Source organism: Nocardia kruczakiae NBRC 101016 (assembly GCF_001612965.1).
In the GTDB taxonomy this organism is placed as follows: Bacteria; Actinomycetota; Actinomycetes; order Mycobacteriales; family Mycobacteriaceae; genus Nocardia; species Nocardia kruczakiae.
The window spans coordinates 23,605-39,964 of the sequence record NZ_BDBL01000024.1; the positions used below are offsets into that span (position 1 = coordinate 23,605).

A 16,360-nucleotide genomic window follows, 5' to 3' on the forward strand; every position below is an offset into this window, starting at 1 on the left:
TGCGGGCCGTGTGGGCCCGCGGATCCGCCTCCGCCGGCGGCATTCGTCAACTCGCCGCGTCCGCCCCGGTGCGCGGCGGCGGTCCGGAATCGAGTTCGGCCACTTCGGCATCGGTGAGCAGCCGGGACCGGATCAGGAACCGCACCCCCTCGGGGGCTTCGAGCGAGAACCCGCTCCCCCGCCCGGGAACCACGTCCACGGTCAGATAGGTGTGCTTCCAGTACTCGTACTGGTCGGCGCTCATCCAGAACGGGGTATCGGCGCCGACCCGGCCGAGCAACACATCCGAGGCGCCCACGCGGAATTCGCCGCGCGGGAAGCACATCGGCGCGCTGCCGTCGCAACACCCGCCGGACTGATGGAACATGACCGGGCCGTGCTGACGAATCAGCGTGTCCAGCAACGTCTGCGCGGCCTCGGTCAGGTCGACGCGGGTACCCATCAGAAGAAGCCGAGTTTGTTCGGCGAGTAGCTCACCAGCAGGTTCTTGGTCTGCTGGTAGTGATCGAGCATCATGCGGTGGTTCTCGCGGCCGATACCGGACTTCTTGTAGCCGCCGAAGGCCGCATGCGCCGGGTAGGCGTGGTAGCAGTTGGTCCACACCCGGCCGGCCTTGATGCCACGGCCCAGTCGGTAGGCGGTGTTGCCGTCGCGGCTCCACACGCCCGCGCCGAGGCCGTAGAGGGTGTCGTTGGCGATCGCGAGCGCCTCCTCGGTCGAATCGAAGGTGGTCACCGCGACGACGGGGCCGAAGATCTCCTCCTGGAACACCCGCATGTCGTTGGTGCCCTTCAGCACCGTCGGCTCGACGTAGAAACCGTTCGGCAGGCCGTCGACCTTGCGCTGGCTGCCGCCGGTGAGCACCTCGGCGCCCTCTTTGCGCCCGATGTCGATGTAGGACAGGATCTTTTCGTACTGGTCGTTGCTGGCCTGCGCGCCGATCATGGTCTCGCTGTCGAGCGGATTGCCGCTGACGATCGCCTTGGTCCGCTCCAGGCAGCGCGCCATGAACTCGTCGTAGATGGAGGAGTGGATCAGCGCGCGCGACGGGCAGGTGCACACCTCGCCCTGGTTCAGCGCGAACATCACGAAGCCTTCGACCGCCTTGTCCAGGAACGCGTCGTCGGCGGCCATCACATCGGGAAGGAAGATGTTGGGGCTCTTGCCGCCCAGTTCGAGGGTGACGGGGATGATGTTCTCGCTGGCGTACTGCATGATCAGCCGGCCGGTGGTCGTCTCGCCGGTGAACGCCACCTTCGCCACCCGCGGGCTCGACGCCAGCGGCTTACCGGTCTCGACGCCGAAACCGTTGACCACGTTGAGAACTCCCGGCGGAAGCAGATCGGCGATCAGCTCGACCACCTTCATGATGGAGGCCGGAGTCTGCTCGGCGGGCTTGAGCACCACCGCGTTTCCGGCGGCCAGCGCCGGCGCCAGCTTCCAGGTCGCCATCAGGATCGGGAAGTTCCACGGGATGATCTGACCGACCACACCCAGCGGCTCGTGGAAGTGGTAGGCGATGGTGTCGGCATCGATCTCGCTGACGCCGCCCTCCTGGGCGCGGATGGCGCCGGCGAAGTAGCGGAAGTGGTCCACGGCCAGCGGCAGGTCGGCGGCCAGGGTTTCGCGCACCGGCTTACCGTTGTCCCAGGTTTCAGCGACGGCCAGCTGGTCGAGATTCGCCTCGATGCGGTCGGCGATCTTGTTCAGGATGTTGGCGCGATCGGCGGCCGAGGTCGCACCCCACGCGTCGGCGGCGCCGTGCGCGGCATCCAACGCCGAGTCCACGTCGGCGGCCGAGGATCGGGCCACCTCACAGAACGTTTCCCCGTCGACGGGCGACGGATTCTCGAAGTATCTGCCCTCGACCGGTGCCGTCCATTCGCCACCGATGAAGTTGTCGTAGCGGTCGGCGTAGGAGACGATGCTGCCTTCGGCGCCGGGCTTGGCGTAGATCATGACGGGTGCTCCTCGATGAGTCACGAAGGGTCGCATCACGACAGGGCTCGCCGTGATGTGGACCACTATGGGCCGCGAGGGTTGGCACAAGGTTGAATGCGGCGGGCGCGTCGCGATCAGCTTCGCAGTGCCGATCAGCGCCGCAGTGTCCGATCAGCTCCGCTGTGTCCGATCAGCTTCGCAGTGCGCTGTGCAGACGCGCGGCGGCCACCGCGCGGCGCGCGTCGCGGGCGGGCAGCAGCCGCAGCGCGTGTTCGTGGATCTCGATGTCGCCGGGCGCTTTCGCGCCGTAATCCAGGGCGTATTCGGCCTCGCCGGCCGACAGGACCGCGGTGCGGATGCCCACCTCGAGGTGTTCGCGCCACTCGACGATGCCCGGTGTCTGCGAGCCCGGCAGCAGCGGGCCGCGATACAGCCGCACGGCGGTGGCGGTGTCCCCGGTGGCCAGGGCGGCGAGCATGTCGGTGGCATCGCAGGAGACCGGTGTGGTCAGCCGATAGACACGATTGCTGATATCGCCGCCGGTGGCGCGGCGCAGATGCGAGACGTCGGCCTTGAGCGTGCTGGAGCCGGTGGGCCGGTCGCCGTAGACGGCCAGCTGCAACCGTTCCGGTGTGTAGCCGTCGGGTTCGAGGGCCAGCAGGGTGAGGATTTCGAGCAGCCGCCGGCGCAGTCGCAGCGGCCGCCCGCCCCGCGTCAGTCCGGCACCGCCGAGACATTCCAGCCGCACACCCGCGGCCGTATTCGTCACGCCGCCTTGCAGTTTCGCTTCCACGGCCGCGGTGAGCGACAACACCGTCGACATGGCCAGCGGATGCGAGCGATCCCAGGTGGTGGACAGATCCAGCACGCCGAGCTGCCGGCCGTCGGCCGCGCGGATCGGCGCGCAGTAGCAGACCCAGCCGTGCAACGCCTCGACCAGATGTTCGGCGGAGAACACACTGCTGGGGCGGCCGGTGTGCAATGCCAGCGACAGCGCGTTGGTGCCCATGTGGTTCTCGTCCCAGCGACCGCCGGGGGCGAAGCCGACCCGCTCGGCACGCCGTCGCATCACCTGACCGCCGTCGGACCACAGAATGGTTCCCGCTTCGTCGGTGACGGCGGCGACGAATCCGGCGTCGTGGGTGATGCTGTGCAACTGATCGGAGAGTTCGGCGATGGGCCCGAACAGCGGCGAATCGGCCCATGTCGACGCGACGTCCCCGGCTACCGCGGGAGCGCAGTCGGTGGCGGGGTCGACGAACGCTCGGGACCGCACCCAGGACTGCGCCACATCGGGCCGGGGCTGCGCCGCATCGGATTCGGGCGCCTCGCGCTCCGGAACCCAGCGCGCCCACTGCCGTTCCAGTGCCGCGCGTCGCCGCAGCAGAGCACTGTCCTGTCCTGATCGCATCCGCATCTCACCCGTCGCCGCTCGGTCCGCACCGTGCGTTCCGGCGGTGTCTGGGGCCGGGCCGCACATCGTCGGCTCGGCCCCATTGTCCAGCAGGCCGGCTCGCCGCGGGAGCGAAACCGGCCGGTGCGCACCGTCGGACGCGGCTCAGATGGGCGTCAATTCGAACAGCCGGAACCGGCGCGTGCCCGCCAGACGCTGTTCCATGGTGTATCCCGGCCAATAGGCCACCGCGCGAGCCCAGGCGTCCTCCCGCTCGGATCCGCTCAGATGCCGGACCCGCACCTTGATTCGCCTACCGCCACTGTGGATTTCGGCGTCGGAGGCGGCGGCCAGATTCGCCGACCAGGACGGATGTTCCGGCCGCCCCCAGTTGGACCCGATCAGCAGATACCGCTCGGGCCCGTCCGGTACGTACAGCAGCGACACCGTCCGCGGCAATCCGGATTTACGTCCGCGCACCGTCAACTCCATCGACGGCAGGCCCGCCAGGTCGAGTACGCCGTGCCGGCCGCCGGTGAGCCGGCGGATCACGCGTTCCAGCACGATGACGACCGGACCGGTGCGCATCACCCACGGGATGCGCGCGATCGCGCGTCCCAGGGCCGAGAGCGGATTGCCGATACGTGAGCGACGAGTGCGGTCCGACATGCCGGCCTACTGCGGGGTCGCGGCGCGCTTGGGCAGCTTCCAGCCCGGCCGGGGGTAGTGGCAGGTGTAGCCGTTCGGATAGCGCTGCAGGTAGTCCTGGTGCTCCGGTTCGGCCTCCCAGAAATCGGACGCCGGGGTCACCTCGGTGACCACCTTGCCCGGCCACAGCCCGGAGGCGTCCACATCGGCGATCGTGTCCAGCGCGACCGCCTTCTGCTCGTCGTCGAGGTAGAAGATCGCGGACCGATAGCTGCTGCCGATGTCGTTGCCCTGGCGGTCCTTCGTCGACGGATCGTGGATCTGGAAGAAGAACTCGAGCAGGGCCCGGTAATCGGTGCGCGCGGGGTCGTAGACGATCTCCACGGCCTCGGCATGCCCCGGATGGTTGCGGTAGGTGGGGTGATCGTTGCGCCCGCCGGTGTATCCGACGCGCGTGGAAATCACACCCGGCTGCTTGCGGATCAGCTCCTCCATACCCCAGAAGCATCCGCCTGCCAGAATCGCCGTGCGCGTGTCGGTCACGCTTCCTCCTTCGAATCGGGTCCCCGCCCCAAGTCTCGCACCGGTACAACCCCGGTGGCGGCCCGAAAAATCCCGCCGCGACGCTCGCCTCGCCCGCCTTCTGCATACCGCATACCCGCTCCCCGAGCGGATTAACGGACTACCCCCGGTCGTACCCCGCGGTCGACTCGGACCCCGTTGGCGCCGAGACGATTTCGGCGCGCATCGCCACCCGGGTACCGTCGGCGCCCGTGGTGATCTCGACGTCACGCACCAGGGCGCGCATGATCGCCAGTCCCCGCCCGCGCACAGGATCCGGAACCGTGGGACGGGGTTCCCAGCTGCCGTGGTCGACGATGGTCAAATACAGGTCCGACCCGCTGATCTCCCCACGCAGACTCACCATGCCGGCGCCCTCGCGGTAACCGTGCTCCACGGCGTTGGTGCACGCCTCGTCCACCGCCAGCAACAGATCGTAGATCTGTTCCGAGCCGATTCCCCCGCGCTCGAGCCAGGCCCGCAGATCGTGGCGCACCTCGGCGATCCGGTCGGCCTGCGACGGGAAATTCGCCTCGAAGGGGGCCACCCGTAACGGGTGCGGCTCGCGTACCGCGGGCCCTGGGGCGGGGTCGCCCGGGGGATCTGGAAATCCGCTCATGTCCTCATTCCGATCGCAACCGATGATCTCCACTCGATGATCTCCTCGGCATCCGCGATACCCCCTTTCCCGCACGCCATGCGGCGCCGTCGGCCGACTCAGTCGCGCAGCGCCTTCTCGCGCAGCTGTTTGAGCGTTCTGGTCAGAATCCGCGATACCTGCATCTGGGAACACCCGAGTTCCCGCGCGATCTGTTCCTGCGTCATCCCGCCGAAGAAACGCATGGTCAGCACGTACCGCTCCTTCTCCGGCAGGGCGTCGATGAGCGGCTTCACCGTCAGAGTGTCGTCGATCGAGCCGAAGGTCGGATCCACGTCGCCCAGCGTGTCGAGGATCGCATTCCCGCGGCTGTCGTCCTCCGAGGTCGGCGTGTCCAGCGATTGGGTCTGGTAGGCGTTGCGGGCGATCAGCGCCTGCGTCACCTCGCCCAGATCGGCGTCCATCTCCTCGGCGATCTCCCGCGCCCGCGGCATCCGGCCCAGCCGTTGCGACAGCGTCTCGACGGTCGGTCCCAGCGCGGTCTGGATCTCCTTGATCCGCCGGGGCACGCGCAGGGCCCAGGTGTGATCGCGGAAGTGGCGGCGCACCTCGCCCATCACCGTCGGCACCGCGAAGGCGAGGAACGGCGAGCCCTGCGTGGGATCGAACCGGTCGACGGCCGCGACCAGGCCGACCCGGGCGATCTGCAGGAGATCCTCGAAGTTCTCGCCGCGCCCGCTGAACTTGCGCGCGATGTGCTCGGCCAGCGGCAGACACCGGTTGATGATTCGCTCGCGCAGCCGGTCGTACTCCGGATCGTCGGCGGACAGTGCGGCGAGCTCGACGAACAGCGGTGCGACGTCGTCGTAGCCGTCGGGATGGCGCGCGGTGCCCGAACCGTGCTCAGTCGACATCGGTTCCGCCACGTGCCCAGCGGAACTCGACGACGGTCGGGTGCCCGCCCACGGATGCGTCGTAGTCCGAACTCTCGGTCTTCACCCACTGGGTCAGCGTCGAGACGATATGCCAGCCGAAACTGTTGGTGTCCGGGCCGCCGGCGGTCGTGGTGACGGCGGATACGCGCACGTCCATGGTGGTGTCGGTCGCGCTGAAGGTGCAATCGATCACCGATTCGGCGGCCGCGTCCACGATCAGTGCGCTGACCACCTCGTCGACGGCCAGACGGATATCGGTGGCCTCGTCGATACCGAAATCGGCGACCAGAGCGACGGTTTCGGTCAATGCCCGGACCATCATCAATTGCGCCGCGTCGGCCGGCACCTGGAATCCGACCGCAGTGGTCCCCGCGTCCGGGGACACTTTCTCGACCATGCCCATTCGTTGCTCCCAAATATCGTGCCGCGAAACGATTTCACAGCGTACGCGAGCGCCCGGCGGACGCCTTCCGATCGCGGTGCCGGTCTCCGCTCGGATCTCGCCGAAACGGGTATGTTGGTCAGCGGCGAATCGTCGCCACGCCGCGGACAGCGGCGCAGATCGAAATACGCCGGAGGTATCGAAGTGGCGAAATGCGGTACGAATCGCCTCGCGCTGGGGTCGGCCCGATGAGCGGCGAACGGGTGTCGCCGCTGCTGCGCACCGAGCAGCGCACGGAAGGTTCGGCCGTGGTCGTGACCGTGGCCGGTGAGGTGGACATGAACTCCGCGCCGGAGCTGCAATCGGCCCTCGACCGGGCGCTACAGGCCGAGCCCGCCGCCGTGGTGCTGGACATGACCGAGGTCGGATTCCTCGGATCGGCCGGGCTGAGCGTGCTGCTCGCCACCTCGCAGTCCACCGCGACGGGAGGCCTGCGGGTGGTCGCGTCGCCCGCGGTGCGGCGCCCGATCGAGGTGACCGCGCTGGACGCGTTGCTGCGGCTGTTCCCGACCGTCGCCGACGCGCTGGCCGCGCCGGAGCAGACCACCTCGGCCTGATCCGGCGCCCGCCGGACGCGTTTCTCGCCGGCTTCATCGCTGACGTGGCAACCGGACGACCTGAACGAAGAATTCGTCGATGTGCTTGATCGCGGCGATGAATTGATCCAGGTCGACCGGTTTGGTCACATAGGCGTTCGCGTGCAGCCGATAACTGCGCAGAATGTCCTCCTCGGCCGCCGACGTGGTGAGCACCACCACCGGGATATGGCTGAGGTCCGGATCGGATTTGATCTTTTCCAGAACCTGGCGGCCGTCGTATTTCGGCAGGTTCAGATCGAGCAGGATCAGATCGGGCCGCGGCGCCTGCGCGAATTCCCCCTGCCGGTACAGGAAGTCGAGCGCCTCCTGGCCGTCGCGCGCGACGTGCAGTGTATTGCCGATCTTGTTGTCCTCGAACGCCTCCCGGGTCATCAGCTCGTCGCCGGGGTCGTCCTCCACGAGCAGGATGTCGATGGGCTGGCTCACCGGTGCGGTCATGCGTCGGCTCCTTCGGATACGAGTTCGGTGGATGCGGGTGCGGCGGCCTGCGTCGCCATCGTGAAGCAGAACCGGGCGCCACCGGTGTATTCGGTGTCGATCCACAGGTCTCCGCCGTGGTACTCGACGATCTTCTTGCACAGCGCCAGGCCGATGCCGGTGCCGGTGTAATCCTCCCGGTTGTGCAGACGCTGGAAGATCACGAAGACCTTGTCCGCGAATTCCGGCGGAATGCCGATCCCGTTGTCGGACACGGAGAATCGCCATTGGTCCGGGTGATCGCCCGGCTCGCACTCGATGCGCACCATCGGCGTGGTTCCCGGGGTCCGGAATTTCACGGCATTGCCGATGAGGTTCTGCCACAACATCGTCAGCAGTGTCGGCTGGCCCGCCACGTCGGGCAGTTGCTCCGGGCGCTCGACCACCGCGCCGGATTCCTCGATCGCGCCGGACAGATTGTCCAGCGCCGAATTCAACGTCGAGTCCAAGGCGACGATCTCGTTGCCCTCGATCACCCGGCCCACGCGCGAGAAGGTCAGCAGATCGTTGATCAGCCGCTGCATCCGCTTGGCGCCGTCGACGGCGTAATCGATGTACTGCTTGGCCCGCTCGTCGAGCTGATCGCCGTAGCGCTTCTCCAGCAGCTGGCAGAACGCGGCGACCTTGCGCAGCGGCTCCTGCAGGTCGTGGGAGGCGACGTAGGCGAACTGCTCCAGCTCGGCATTCGAGCGGCGCAGCTGCACCGTCTGGCGATCCAGATCGTCGGCCTGCTGGGCGAGCAGTTCCTCCTGGGCGCGCGAGGACCCCAGTTCGGAGACGATGCGCACGCGCATCTCCTCGACCGCTTCGGCGACGGTTGCCAGGTCGGCCGGCCCGTGTGCCTCGATGCGATGATGGAATTCGCCGGCCGACACCCGCCGGGACGCTTCGGTGAGCTCGTCGAGCGGGCGGGCGACCAGCCGCCGGATCAGCACGGTCAGCGCCAGGCCGGTAAGCAGGATGAGGACGACCACCGCGATCAGCACACCGTCGCGCAGGGTGCGCGCGTGGTCCAGGTCGTGGCGGTCCCGGGCGATCGCGGCCGCCGAATCCGCGTTCTGCACGGCGAACTTCTTGCGTATCTCGTCGAACAGGGCCTTGCCCCGAGTGACCATGGCGGCGGATTCGGCCGGCGACACCTTGCCCGCCGCCGCGATCATCGGCTGCACGTATTCGGTGCGCCAGCGCTGCGCGGCCGCCTCGACGGCGTCCAGATCATCGAGCAGCGTGGTGTGGCCGGCGGCCACCTCACGCAACCGTGCCGCGGCGGCCGTCTGGTCGGCGACGCCCTTGTTGTAGGGCTGCAGGAATTGCTCGTCGGCCGAGATCGCGTAACCGCGCAGGCCGGTTTCCTGGTTGATCAGGGCCGCCTGCAGGCGATATGCCTCGGTCGCGGCGGGCTGGGCACGATCGAGCAGCCGGTCTTCGATGGCGTCGGTGCGGGATATCACTTGCGCGGCGGCGATCGCACCGGCGATCACCACCACGAGCATCAGGGCGAGGACCAGCTGAAACCACGTCTGCGCGGTGAGCCGGCCGACGATCCCGTCGCGGTGTCGGACGTCGTTCACCGGATCTGCTCACCCCCGTGCCAGCGCAGATAGACGATCGCCAGATCGTCGTCGAGTCCGCCCGCCGGGGCGGCCGCGGATTCGACCTGACCCAGCAATTCATCGAGATAGCGTGCGGGCTGTTCGACCGACACGCCCTTCGCCATCGCCAGCAGGCCGTCCTCACCGAGCCAGTCACCCGTGCCGGTGCGCACCTCGAACAGGCCGTCGGTGAACAACACCAGCCCGGTCCCGGCGGGAACGGTCACCTCGGTGACCGGCCAGTCCGCGCGCCCCGGCATGAAGCCCAGGGCCGGTCCGCCCGGCACCTCCAGCCATTCCGTGCCGGTCGGCGAATGGACGAGCATGCCGGGGTGACCGGCCCGGATCACCTCGACGGCACCGCGACCGGGCGGGGCGTAGAGCGTGGTGAGCGTGGCGAACGTCTGCGGGCCGGTGCGCTCGGCGACCAGCACCTCCTCCAGCAGTCGCAGCTGACGAGGTCCGGTGATACCGCTGAATACCAGTGTGCGCCAAGCCAATCGCAGGCCCACGCCGATCGCGGCCTCGTCCGGGCCGTGACCGGCCACATCGCCGATCAGCGCGTGCACCGTACCGTCGGCCTCCTGGACGACGTCGTAGAAATCGCCGCCGAGCAGCGAATGCGCGCGACCGGGGCGATACCGGGAGACCACATCGACGATCGGCGCGCCGCGCAACAGCGGTTTGGGGAGCAGTCCGCGTTCCAGGCGCGCGTTCTCCTGGGCGCGCATGGTGCTCGCGCGCAGGGCCGCGGTGGTGCGCTCGGCCTGTTTGCGCTGAATCGCATAGCGCACGGCTCGGCCGAACCACTCCGGCTCGACCCGGCCCTTCACCAGATAGTCCTGCGCACCGGCCGCCATCGCGGCCAGCCCGGTCTGTTCTTCGTCCAGGCCGGTCATCACCACGACAGCGACCTGATCGGTGTATTCCCGCAACCGCGCGAGCGCGTCCAGGCCGTGGGAGTCGGGCAGATTCAGATCGAGCAGCACACAGTCGGGCAGGCCCGCGGCCAGCCACGCACCCGCTTCGGCGAGTGAGCGCACATGTTCCAGGCGCACGCCGGGCGCCCCGTCGGCAACGAGTTCCTCGACCAGCAGGGCATCACCGGGGTCGTCCTCGACCAGCAGGATCGTCTGCCCGAGCGGCGACGCCGTGCCCAGCGGCGTGACGCCGTCGAGGGGTGGCCGCACGGTGGAGCCGCTGCTCGCGTCTCGAACGGATGCGGATTTCGGCCCCTCGGACGAGTGGCCCGCGGAACGGCTGGATACATCGCGAAACCGCGGGGTCTGTTCCGTCACCGCGACCGTGCGGGGCCGCGGAGCGCCGTCGATGCGACGAATGCGCACGGTGTCGGCCCGCAGCGCACCGGCTACATCGGACCGCGACGAGGGAACAGCAACCGTGCCTGGGACGGCACGCTTCGACAATGCTGCCTCCGATCAACGAAGTGGCGGCCCGAGCGCACGCCGACTTGCTCAGCGGCCCGTTTTTCGACCGTGAGGCTTGCCGATCCTATCGGACCCCGGCCGAACACGCTGCGCGCACCGGGGGGCAGGCCACGATCAGGACGTCGCGTCGGCACCGGCCCGAGGCCGGAGAAGAGGCTGCTGGACAACAGTTTTCGCAACGAGAGGCGCCGCCGCGCGCAGGGCGGCGGAGGTGCGCCGAAGGCGCAATTTCGCCGTCCACACCGCGACCACCGCCGCATGCACCGCGATGACGATCAGTGATACCGAGCCGATCACCATGAGCAACGCAACCACGACTGTCCCGGTCCTCTCGAGTTGGATGTGCTGTGTACCGACGAAAAGATGCCCCGAAACCCTCATACCAAACAGATAACGCGCGCGGGGCACGTCACATCCCGTCCGACCTGGTGTAACGACCGACCGCAACACAGCGGATACTGTGAAGGTGAGTACGGAACAGTCGCCGCGCGTCGCGCCGCTCGACCCCTTGACGAGCGTGCTCGGCACACAACCTTGCGATCATGTCGGCTGGTTCCGATTCTGGTTCGCCGATCAGCGCTGGGAATGGTCGGACGAGGCGGCGCAGATGTACGGGTATCCGAGCGCCGATACCGAACCCACCACCGAACTGCTCATGTCGCACAAACACCCGGACGACCGGGAGGAACTGGCGGCCCGCATCGCGGTCTCGGTGAAAACCGGCGAGCCGATCTGCGGTCAGCACCGCATCGTCGACACCGGCGGAGACACCCACGAGATCATCGTCGTCGGCGAACAGCTCACCGGCGACGACGGCACGGTGGTCGGAGCCAGTGGATATTTCGTCGACGTCACCGAGACGATCGCCGAGGAGCGCAACGATGCGCTGTCGGAGGTGCTGCCCGAGGTGATCGAGTCGCGCGCGGTGATCGAACAGGCCAAGGGCGCGCTGACGCTGGCCTACGGCATCAGCCCCGAACAGGCGTTCCGCGTGCTGAGCTGGCGTTCCCAGGAGACCAACACCAAGCTGCGGGATCTGGCCGCGCAGTTCATGCGCGAGTTCCGCCGACTGAACGGCGAGAACACCGCCCTGCGCACTCGCGTCGACCATATCGTCCTGACCGCCCACCGCCTGATCCCGCACGACTGAGCGCCGGTCGATCTCCCGGGCGGTCAGGAGGCCGCTTCGGCGACGACGATCTCGCGGGTAGGGCCGGTGCCGATGGCCGTCGCGTGGGCGTCGATACGCACTTCGGTGCGGCCGCGGATGGCGCGATCACAGCGCTCGGCCAGGTCGTGGCGGTCGCTGCCCGGTTCCTCGATCGGCAGCAGGACGAGTTCGGCGACGACGCCCTTGGCGCGCAGGACGCGGCGGGCCGAGTCGATGAAGGTGTCCACGCCGACGAAGCCGGGGACCGTCGACGTCTCGCCGGTGTGGTCCAGATAACGCAGCCGGATCGGCTGTACCGGTGTGGCGGTGTCGACCGCGGCCTGGAACAGGGCGGGCCGCAGCCGGCCGTGGGCCCGGCCGCACCAGGTGGTGCCCTCGGGGAACATGCCGACCCGCTCCCCCGCCGCCAGCCGCACCGACATCGCCGCGATCACCTCGGGCAACTGCCGCAACCGCTGCCGATCGATCGGGATCACGCGCATGAGCCGGGCCAGTTGTCCCAGCACCGGCCACGACACCAGATCACCGCGGGCGACGAAGCCCATCGGTGAGACCGCCGCCAACGCCAGCACATCGGCCCATCCCACGTGCCCGGCCACCACCAGTAGACCACGCCCGGAATCCGCCGCGGCGCCGTCGATTTCGCGCGGGCGGGTATCGGTTGCCGCGCCGTGTCCTCCGGCACCGCGTTCGTCGACGATCCGCAATCCGATTCCGCAGCAACGCAATGCGGCCCGCGCATACCACCGATGCAGCCCCGTCCGGCGGGCGGGCGGAGTCGCCACGTTGACCACCGGAAACGCCACCAGCAACCCCACCACGCCCAGCACCCGCACCACACATCGCAGCGCACCCGCGGTATCGGGCACCGCCACACAGCCGGCCCCACACGGACTCGCGGGCATCCACGCATGGACCGCCGGCGCATCGGCCGCTGTTGCCGCGGTTCGTTCGACCGATATCGGCGTGGCGGGCTCGAGAACAGTTGTGTCGCTTCGTAAATCCGTTGTCTCGGTCATCGTGTTCCTCCGCCGGTATCGCGGGCCCGCGCGGCATCGGCTTCCGATGCGCGGGCGTCTGTGCCTTCCGCCGCACGAGCGTCCATGGCTCCCGCGGCGCTCCGCAGGCGTTCCAGGTAGCGGGTGTTGATGGTTTCCAGGCCCAGGAGGGCGACGAAATCCGCGACGCCGAAATCCGGGTCGTGGGCCGGTTCACCGCAGATCTCGGCGCCCAGGCGCAGATAACCGCGCAGCAGCGGCGGAAGTTTCGGCCGGGCCGGGGCGGCCAGTTCGTCGAGGCCGCGGCCGTCGACCACGACCGGGCGGTAGGGGCGCACGCGACGGGCCGGATCGCCGGCGTGCTTGCTCAGCAACAGGTCCCGGACCGCGGCCACGTTGGCGCCGGGCGGATCGGCGGAGGTGTCGCGCATCGGCACCGAGACGCAGCCCATCACCCAGTCGTAGCCGGTGAGCTGGATGTAGTGCAGGATTCCGGCCCACATCAGCGTCAGCACCGAGCCGTTGCGATGGTCCGGAACCACACAGGCGCGGCCCATTTCGACGATCCGGCGTCCCTCGGGATCCATGGCGCTCAGATCGAATTCGGTCGCCGTGTAGTACCCGCCGGCCGCGCTCACCTTGTCCGGCGGCAGCATCCGATAGCAGCCGACGAAGTCGCCGGAGGCCTCGTCGCGGACCAGCAGATGGTCGCAGTGCTCGTCGAACCGGTCGGCGTCCAGGCCCTCGGCGCTGAACGGAATGTCGAATCCGGGTTCGCCGGCGAACACCCGGTAGCGCAGCCGCTGCGCGGCGCGGCGATGGTCGAGATCGGAGGACACAACCAGGGAGTACTGTGGCGCCGCCACCCCTGGGCCTGTCGTGCGGGTCGGGTTCAGCACGGACGTTGGCGTCATGGTGTCGATGAAGCCAGTCCGATTCGGCGAGGCGGCGACGTTCGAGTGTCGAGCGAATGCCAGTCCGGTGAACGAGATCCCCGTCACACCGAACGTTCACTGCGTCGTTCCCCCGAGTTGGCCCGCGCGGCGAAACCGCCGCGCCGAAGCATCGGCGCGGCGGCAGTGAGCAGAGTAGCGGTTCAGGCGTTCTCGCGGGCGAAGCTGCGCGCGCCGACCACCATCAGCGCGACGGCGACCGCCACCGTCAGGCCGGTACCGAGATAGACCTCGGTGACCCCGAAGTCACCGCGGAACAGTGCCCGCGCGGCCTCGACGGTGTGCTGGAACGGATTGATGTCGGCGACGATCCGCAGCCAGTGCGGCGCCAGGCTCATCGGCAGCAGGATGCCCGACAGCAGCATCAGTGGCACCGAGACACTGTTCAGCACCGAGGCGAGGGTGTCCTCCGAACGCGCCCACAGCGCCAGCGCATAGGACCCCGAAGCCAGCCCGGCCGCCATCACCGAGATCAGCAGCACCGAGGCGATCAGCCCGAAAGCGTTGGGACGCAACGAGAATGCCGCCATCGCGACCGCGACCAGGACCAGTGCCTGCACGATCAGCACGACCATATCCTTGAGGACCCGGCCCACCAGCAGTGCGCCACGGTTGGCCGGGGTGACGCGCTGGCGTTCGATCACGCCGGCCCGCAGTTCCTGCACCATCGCGAACCCCGCGAACATGGACCCGAACAGCCCGACCTGAATGACCAATGCCGGCGTCAGCACCTTCCAGGGGTCGGTATCGGCGCCCAGCGCGGGTGCGATCGCCTTCACCAGCGGACCGAACAGCACCAGGTACAGCACGGGCTGACTCAATCCGATGATCACCCACACCGGATTGCGCAGCTGGGTGCGCAGTTGCGACCAGAACACCAGCCCGGTCTCCCGCAGAAAACTCATTTCCCCTCCCGCAGCGAACGCCCGGTGACGGTGAGGAACACGTCGTCGAGGCTCGGTCGTTTCACGGTCAGCGCACCGGGCACGATGCCGTGCTCGTCCAGTGCGCGCAGCAGCGGCACCACGGCGGCATCGCCGCGCGCCACCGTCAGATGCACCAGTCCGTCGGCACGCAGTTTCGAGCGCAACTCCAGCACCGAATCGGCGATCTCGATCGCGAGATCCGCTTGCGCGTCGGCGATGTCGAGGCTGATCACATCGCCGGAGATCCGCTGTTTCAGCTCGTCCGGGGTACCGGAGGCGACGATGCCGCCGTGATCCATGACCAGGATGCGGTCGCACAGCGCGTCGGCCTCCTCCAGGTAGTGCGTCGTGAGCACGATCGTCGTGCCCTCGGACCGCAACCGCCGCACGTGGTCCCAGAGGTTCGCGCGGCTCTGCGGATCCAGTCCGGTGGTCGGCTCGTCCAGGTAGACCAGCCGCGGCCGATGCACCAGGCCGAGTGCGATATCGACGCGGCGGCGCTGCCCGCCGGACAGTTCGCGGCAGCGGCGACGGCCGAGTCCGTCGAGTTCCAGCGTCCGCAGCAGATGTTCGGCGCTCTCGGTCGCCGCTGCCTTGCTCAGCCCGAAAAGCCGTGCCTGCAGGACCAATTGGTCGATCACCAGCTCTTCGTCGTTCGTCATGCCACCCTGGGCGACGTACCCGATGCGGGCGCGCACCTCGCGTGGGGTCCGGCGCAGATCGGCGTCGGCGATCTGCGCCTCGCCCGCGGTCGGCGCGAGCAGCGTCGCGATCATCCGCAGGGTGGTGGTCTTACCGGCGCCGTTGGGACCCAGCAGTCCCACGATCTCGCCTTCGCGGACCTCGAAGTCCAAGCCGTTCACGGCCTGCACCGGTCCCGTTTTCGTCGTGAACGTCCGTGCCAGCCCCCGCACTCGGATCGCCGAGGTGCGGGTGCGGTCACGAACGGTAGCCGTCGTTTCCATACCGCTCACGGTAGGAAGGACGGCTCAAATAGTCAAGCTTTACTATTCAGTCTTGATCAACTGCGGCTCCGACGTCGCCCTGCGGGTGCTCGAAGAGGGTGTACGGTGCCGAGGCCCAGACATCCAGCTCGCCGTTCTCGATGCGCTGCAAGGTTTTTCGCGACCATTCCAGGTCCGCGCGGGTATGGGCGGCGGCCAGCGCTACAGCGTCGGCCACGTGATACGGCTCGGTTTCGGTCGGATCGCCGCTACCGGACAGGATCCGCTGCTCCTCCCGCTCGAAGTAGCCCAGATCGGCCTCGAACTTCAGGATGCGGCTGCGCAATGCCGCGATCACATCGCCCCGCGGCGCGAACGGGAACAACGCCACCGCCGCGTGATACGGATGTTTCGGCTGCTCGGCCGACCACAGGCCCTCCCGGATCAGATCCGCGAGCACCTTCTCCCCCTCCGACGTCAGCCGATACGAGGTCCGCTCCGGTCGCGCGCCGTCCTGGCCCACGCCCTCGACGGCGATGAGCCCGTCGCGCTGCAGGGTGTTCAGCGCACCGTAGACCGAGCCGGGTTTGACGTTGGCCCATTCGTCGGCATGCCAGGACAGCAGCTCACGTCGCACGTCGTAACCGTGCACGGGTTGCAGCAGCCGCACCAGGGCCAGCACCAGCAGTCGAGTCGTCGGAACAGCCATACCGAAAATTCTGCCCTCGCCGCCC

General features: G+C 68.4%; 18 protein-coding genes. 2 read left to right on the top strand and 16 right to left on the bottom strand.

Annotation, left to right across the window (positions count from 1 at the left end):
* Positions 1-46: 46 nt before the first annotated feature.
* From NK1_RS17835 to NK1_RS17870, 8 genes are all read right to left on the bottom strand, one after another.
* Positions 47-442 (bottom strand): DUF779 domain-containing protein, encoded by a 396-nt coding sequence (locus tag NK1_RS17835; RefSeq protein ID WP_063010054.1) that lies wholly within the window; start codon positions 440-442, stop codon positions 47-49.
* Positions 442-1,959 carry an aldehyde dehydrogenase gene (gene adh / locus NK1_RS17840; RefSeq protein ID WP_063010056.1) on the bottom strand — a complete coding sequence of 506 codons (1,518 nt, stop codon included), beginning with the start codon at positions 1,957-1,959 and terminating at the stop codon, positions 442-444. Before adh ends, NK1_RS17835 begins: the two co-directional genes overlap by 1 nt.
* A gap of 172 nt (positions 1,960-2,131) precedes the next feature.
* On the bottom strand, positions 2,132-3,352 hold the full coding sequence (locus tag NK1_RS17845; RefSeq protein ID WP_157104328.1) for a sigma-54-dependent transcriptional regulator family protein: 1,221 nt from the start codon (positions 3,350-3,352) through the stop codon (positions 2,132-2,134).
* A 147-nt stretch (positions 3,353-3,499) separates the two neighbouring features.
* Positions 3,500-4,003 carry a nitroreductase family deazaflavin-dependent oxidoreductase gene (locus tag NK1_RS17850; protein ID WP_063010060.1) on the bottom strand — a complete coding sequence of 168 codons (504 nt, stop codon included), beginning with the start codon at positions 4,001-4,003 and terminating at the stop codon, positions 3,500-3,502.
* A 6-nt stretch (positions 4,004-4,009) separates the two neighbouring features.
* A complete protein-coding gene (gene msrA / locus NK1_RS17855; protein WP_063010061.1) occupies positions 4,010-4,525 on the bottom strand; it encodes a peptide-methionine (S)-S-oxide reductase MsrA in 516 nt (171 codons plus the stop codon).
* A gap of 139 nt (positions 4,526-4,664) precedes the next feature.
* Positions 4,665-5,162, bottom strand: coding sequence for an ATP-binding protein (locus NK1_RS17860; RefSeq protein ID WP_157104329.1), 498 nt, complete (start codon positions 5,160-5,162; stop codon positions 4,665-4,667).
* Positions 5,163-5,260: 98 nt separating this feature from the next.
* Positions 5,261-6,055: an RNA polymerase sigma factor SigF gene (locus NK1_RS17865; RefSeq protein ID WP_063010219.1), complete on the bottom strand. Its 795-nt coding sequence runs from the start codon at positions 6,053-6,055 to the stop codon at positions 5,261-5,263.
* Positions 6,045-6,473: an ATP-binding protein gene (locus tag NK1_RS17870; RefSeq protein ID WP_036504134.1), complete on the bottom strand. Its 429-nt coding sequence runs from the start codon at positions 6,471-6,473 to the stop codon at positions 6,045-6,047. The genes NK1_RS17865 and NK1_RS17870 overlap by 11 nt, the downstream gene beginning before the upstream one ends.
* Positions 6,474-6,706: 233 nt before the next feature.
* On the opposite strand from NK1_RS17870, the gene NK1_RS17880 reads away from it, so the two are divergent.
* A complete protein-coding gene (locus tag NK1_RS17880) occupies positions 6,707-7,075 on the top strand; it encodes an STAS domain-containing protein (RefSeq protein WP_063010064.1) in 369 nt (122 codons plus the stop codon).
* A gap of 33 nt (positions 7,076-7,108) precedes the next feature.
* On the opposite strand, the gene NK1_RS17885 is transcribed toward NK1_RS17880, so the two are convergent.
* From NK1_RS17885 to NK1_RS17895, 3 genes are all read right to left on the bottom strand, one after another.
* Positions 7,109-7,555, bottom strand: coding sequence for a response regulator (locus tag NK1_RS17885; protein WP_036504039.1), 447 nt, complete (start codon positions 7,553-7,555; stop codon positions 7,109-7,111).
* The gene (locus NK1_RS17890) at positions 7,552-9,087 is read right to left on the bottom strand and encodes a sensor histidine kinase (RefSeq protein WP_063010221.1); all 1,536 of its coding nucleotides are present in this window, start codon (positions 9,085-9,087) and stop codon (positions 7,552-7,554) included. The genes NK1_RS17885 and NK1_RS17890 overlap by 4 nt, the downstream gene beginning before the upstream one ends.
* Before the next feature lie 74 nt (positions 9,088-9,161).
* On the bottom strand, positions 9,162-10,376 hold the full coding sequence (locus NK1_RS17895; RefSeq protein WP_245660628.1) for a PP2C family protein-serine/threonine phosphatase: 1,215 nt from the start codon (positions 10,374-10,376) through the stop codon (positions 9,162-9,164).
* Between the two features lie 724 nt (positions 10,377-11,100).
* Here NK1_RS17895 and NK1_RS17905 point away from each other — a divergent pair.
* Entirely contained in the window at positions 11,101-11,784 is a 684-nt protein-coding gene (locus tag NK1_RS17905) for a PAS and ANTAR domain-containing protein (protein WP_245660630.1), read from the top strand.
* A 23-nt stretch (positions 11,785-11,807) separates the two neighbouring features.
* On the opposite strand, the gene NK1_RS17910 is transcribed toward NK1_RS17905, so the two are convergent.
* The 5 genes from NK1_RS17910 to NK1_RS17930 form a co-directional block, all read right to left on the bottom strand.
* Complete coding sequence (locus NK1_RS17910; RefSeq protein ID WP_063010065.1) at positions 11,808-12,710, bottom strand: lysophospholipid acyltransferase family protein; 903 nt, start codon at positions 12,708-12,710, stop codon at positions 11,808-11,810.
* Positions 12,711-12,820: 110 nt separating this feature from the next.
* A complete protein-coding gene (locus tag NK1_RS17915; RefSeq protein WP_084461163.1) occupies positions 12,821-13,717 on the bottom strand; it encodes a GNAT family N-acetyltransferase in 897 nt (298 codons plus the stop codon).
* A gap of 182 nt (positions 13,718-13,899) precedes the next feature.
* Positions 13,900-14,661: an ABC transporter permease gene (locus NK1_RS17920; protein WP_063010067.1), complete on the bottom strand. Its 762-nt coding sequence runs from the start codon at positions 14,659-14,661 to the stop codon at positions 13,900-13,902.
* Entirely contained in the window at positions 14,658-15,647 is a 990-nt protein-coding gene (locus NK1_RS17925) for an ABC transporter ATP-binding protein (protein WP_063010069.1), read from the bottom strand. The genes NK1_RS17920 and NK1_RS17925 overlap by 4 nt, the downstream gene beginning before the upstream one ends.
* A gap of 46 nt (positions 15,648-15,693) precedes the next feature.
* The gene (locus tag NK1_RS17930) at positions 15,694-16,335 is read right to left on the bottom strand and encodes a PadR family transcriptional regulator (RefSeq protein WP_051024832.1); all 642 of its coding nucleotides are present in this window, start codon (positions 16,333-16,335) and stop codon (positions 15,694-15,696) included.
* Positions 16,336-16,360 lie beyond the last annotated feature (25 nt).

Coding starts and splice junctions, on each gene's coding strand:
- NK1_RS17865 (WP_063010219.1), bottom strand. CDS start 6,055: ATGTCGACTGAGCACGGTTCGGGCACCGCGCGCCATCCCGACGGCTAC.
- adh (WP_063010056.1), bottom strand. CDS start 1,959: ATGATCTACGCCAAGCCCGGCGCCGAAGGCAGCATCGTCTCCTACGCC.
- NK1_RS17885 (WP_036504039.1), bottom strand. CDS start 7,555: ATGACCGCACCGGTGAGCCAGCCCATCGACATCCTGCTCGTGGAGGAC.
- NK1_RS17850 (WP_063010060.1), bottom strand. CDS start 4,003: ATGTCGGACCGCACTCGTCGCTCACGTATCGGCAATCCGCTCTCGGCC.
- NK1_RS17920 (WP_063010067.1), bottom strand. CDS start 14,661: ATGAGTTTTCTGCGGGAGACCGGGCTGGTGTTCTGGTCGCAACTGCGC.
- NK1_RS17930 (WP_051024832.1), bottom strand. CDS start 16,335: ATGGCTGTTCCGACGACTCGACTGCTGGTGCTGGCCCTGGTGCGGCTG.
- NK1_RS17870 (WP_036504134.1), bottom strand. CDS start 6,473: ATGGTCGAGAAAGTGTCCCCGGACGCGGGGACCACTGCGGTCGGATTC.
- NK1_RS17890 (WP_063010221.1), bottom strand. CDS start 9,087: ATGCTCGTGGTGGTGATCGCCGGTGCGATCGCCGCCGCGCAAGTGATA.
- NK1_RS17910 (WP_063010065.1), bottom strand. CDS start 12,710: ATGCCCGCGAGTCCGTGTGGGGCCGGCTGTGTGGCGGTGCCCGATACC.
- NK1_RS17925 (WP_063010069.1), bottom strand. CDS start 15,647: ATGGAAACGACGGCTACCGTTCGTGACCGCACCCGCACCTCGGCGATC.
- NK1_RS17860 (WP_157104329.1), bottom strand. CDS start 5,162: ATGAGCGGATTTCCAGATCCCCCGGGCGACCCCGCCCCAGGGCCCGCG.
- NK1_RS17915 (WP_084461163.1), bottom strand. CDS start 13,717: ATGACGCCAACGTCCGTGCTGAACCCGACCCGCACGACAGGCCCAGGG.
- NK1_RS17845 (WP_157104328.1), bottom strand. CDS start 3,352: ATGCGATCAGGACAGGACAGTGCTCTGCTGCGGCGACGCGCGGCACTG.
- NK1_RS17880 (WP_063010064.1), top strand. CDS start 6,707: ATGAGCGGCGAACGGGTGTCGCCGCTGCTGCGCACCGAGCAGCGCACG.
- NK1_RS17835 (WP_063010054.1), bottom strand. CDS start 442: ATGGGTACCCGCGTCGACCTGACCGAGGCCGCGCAGACGTTGCTGGAC.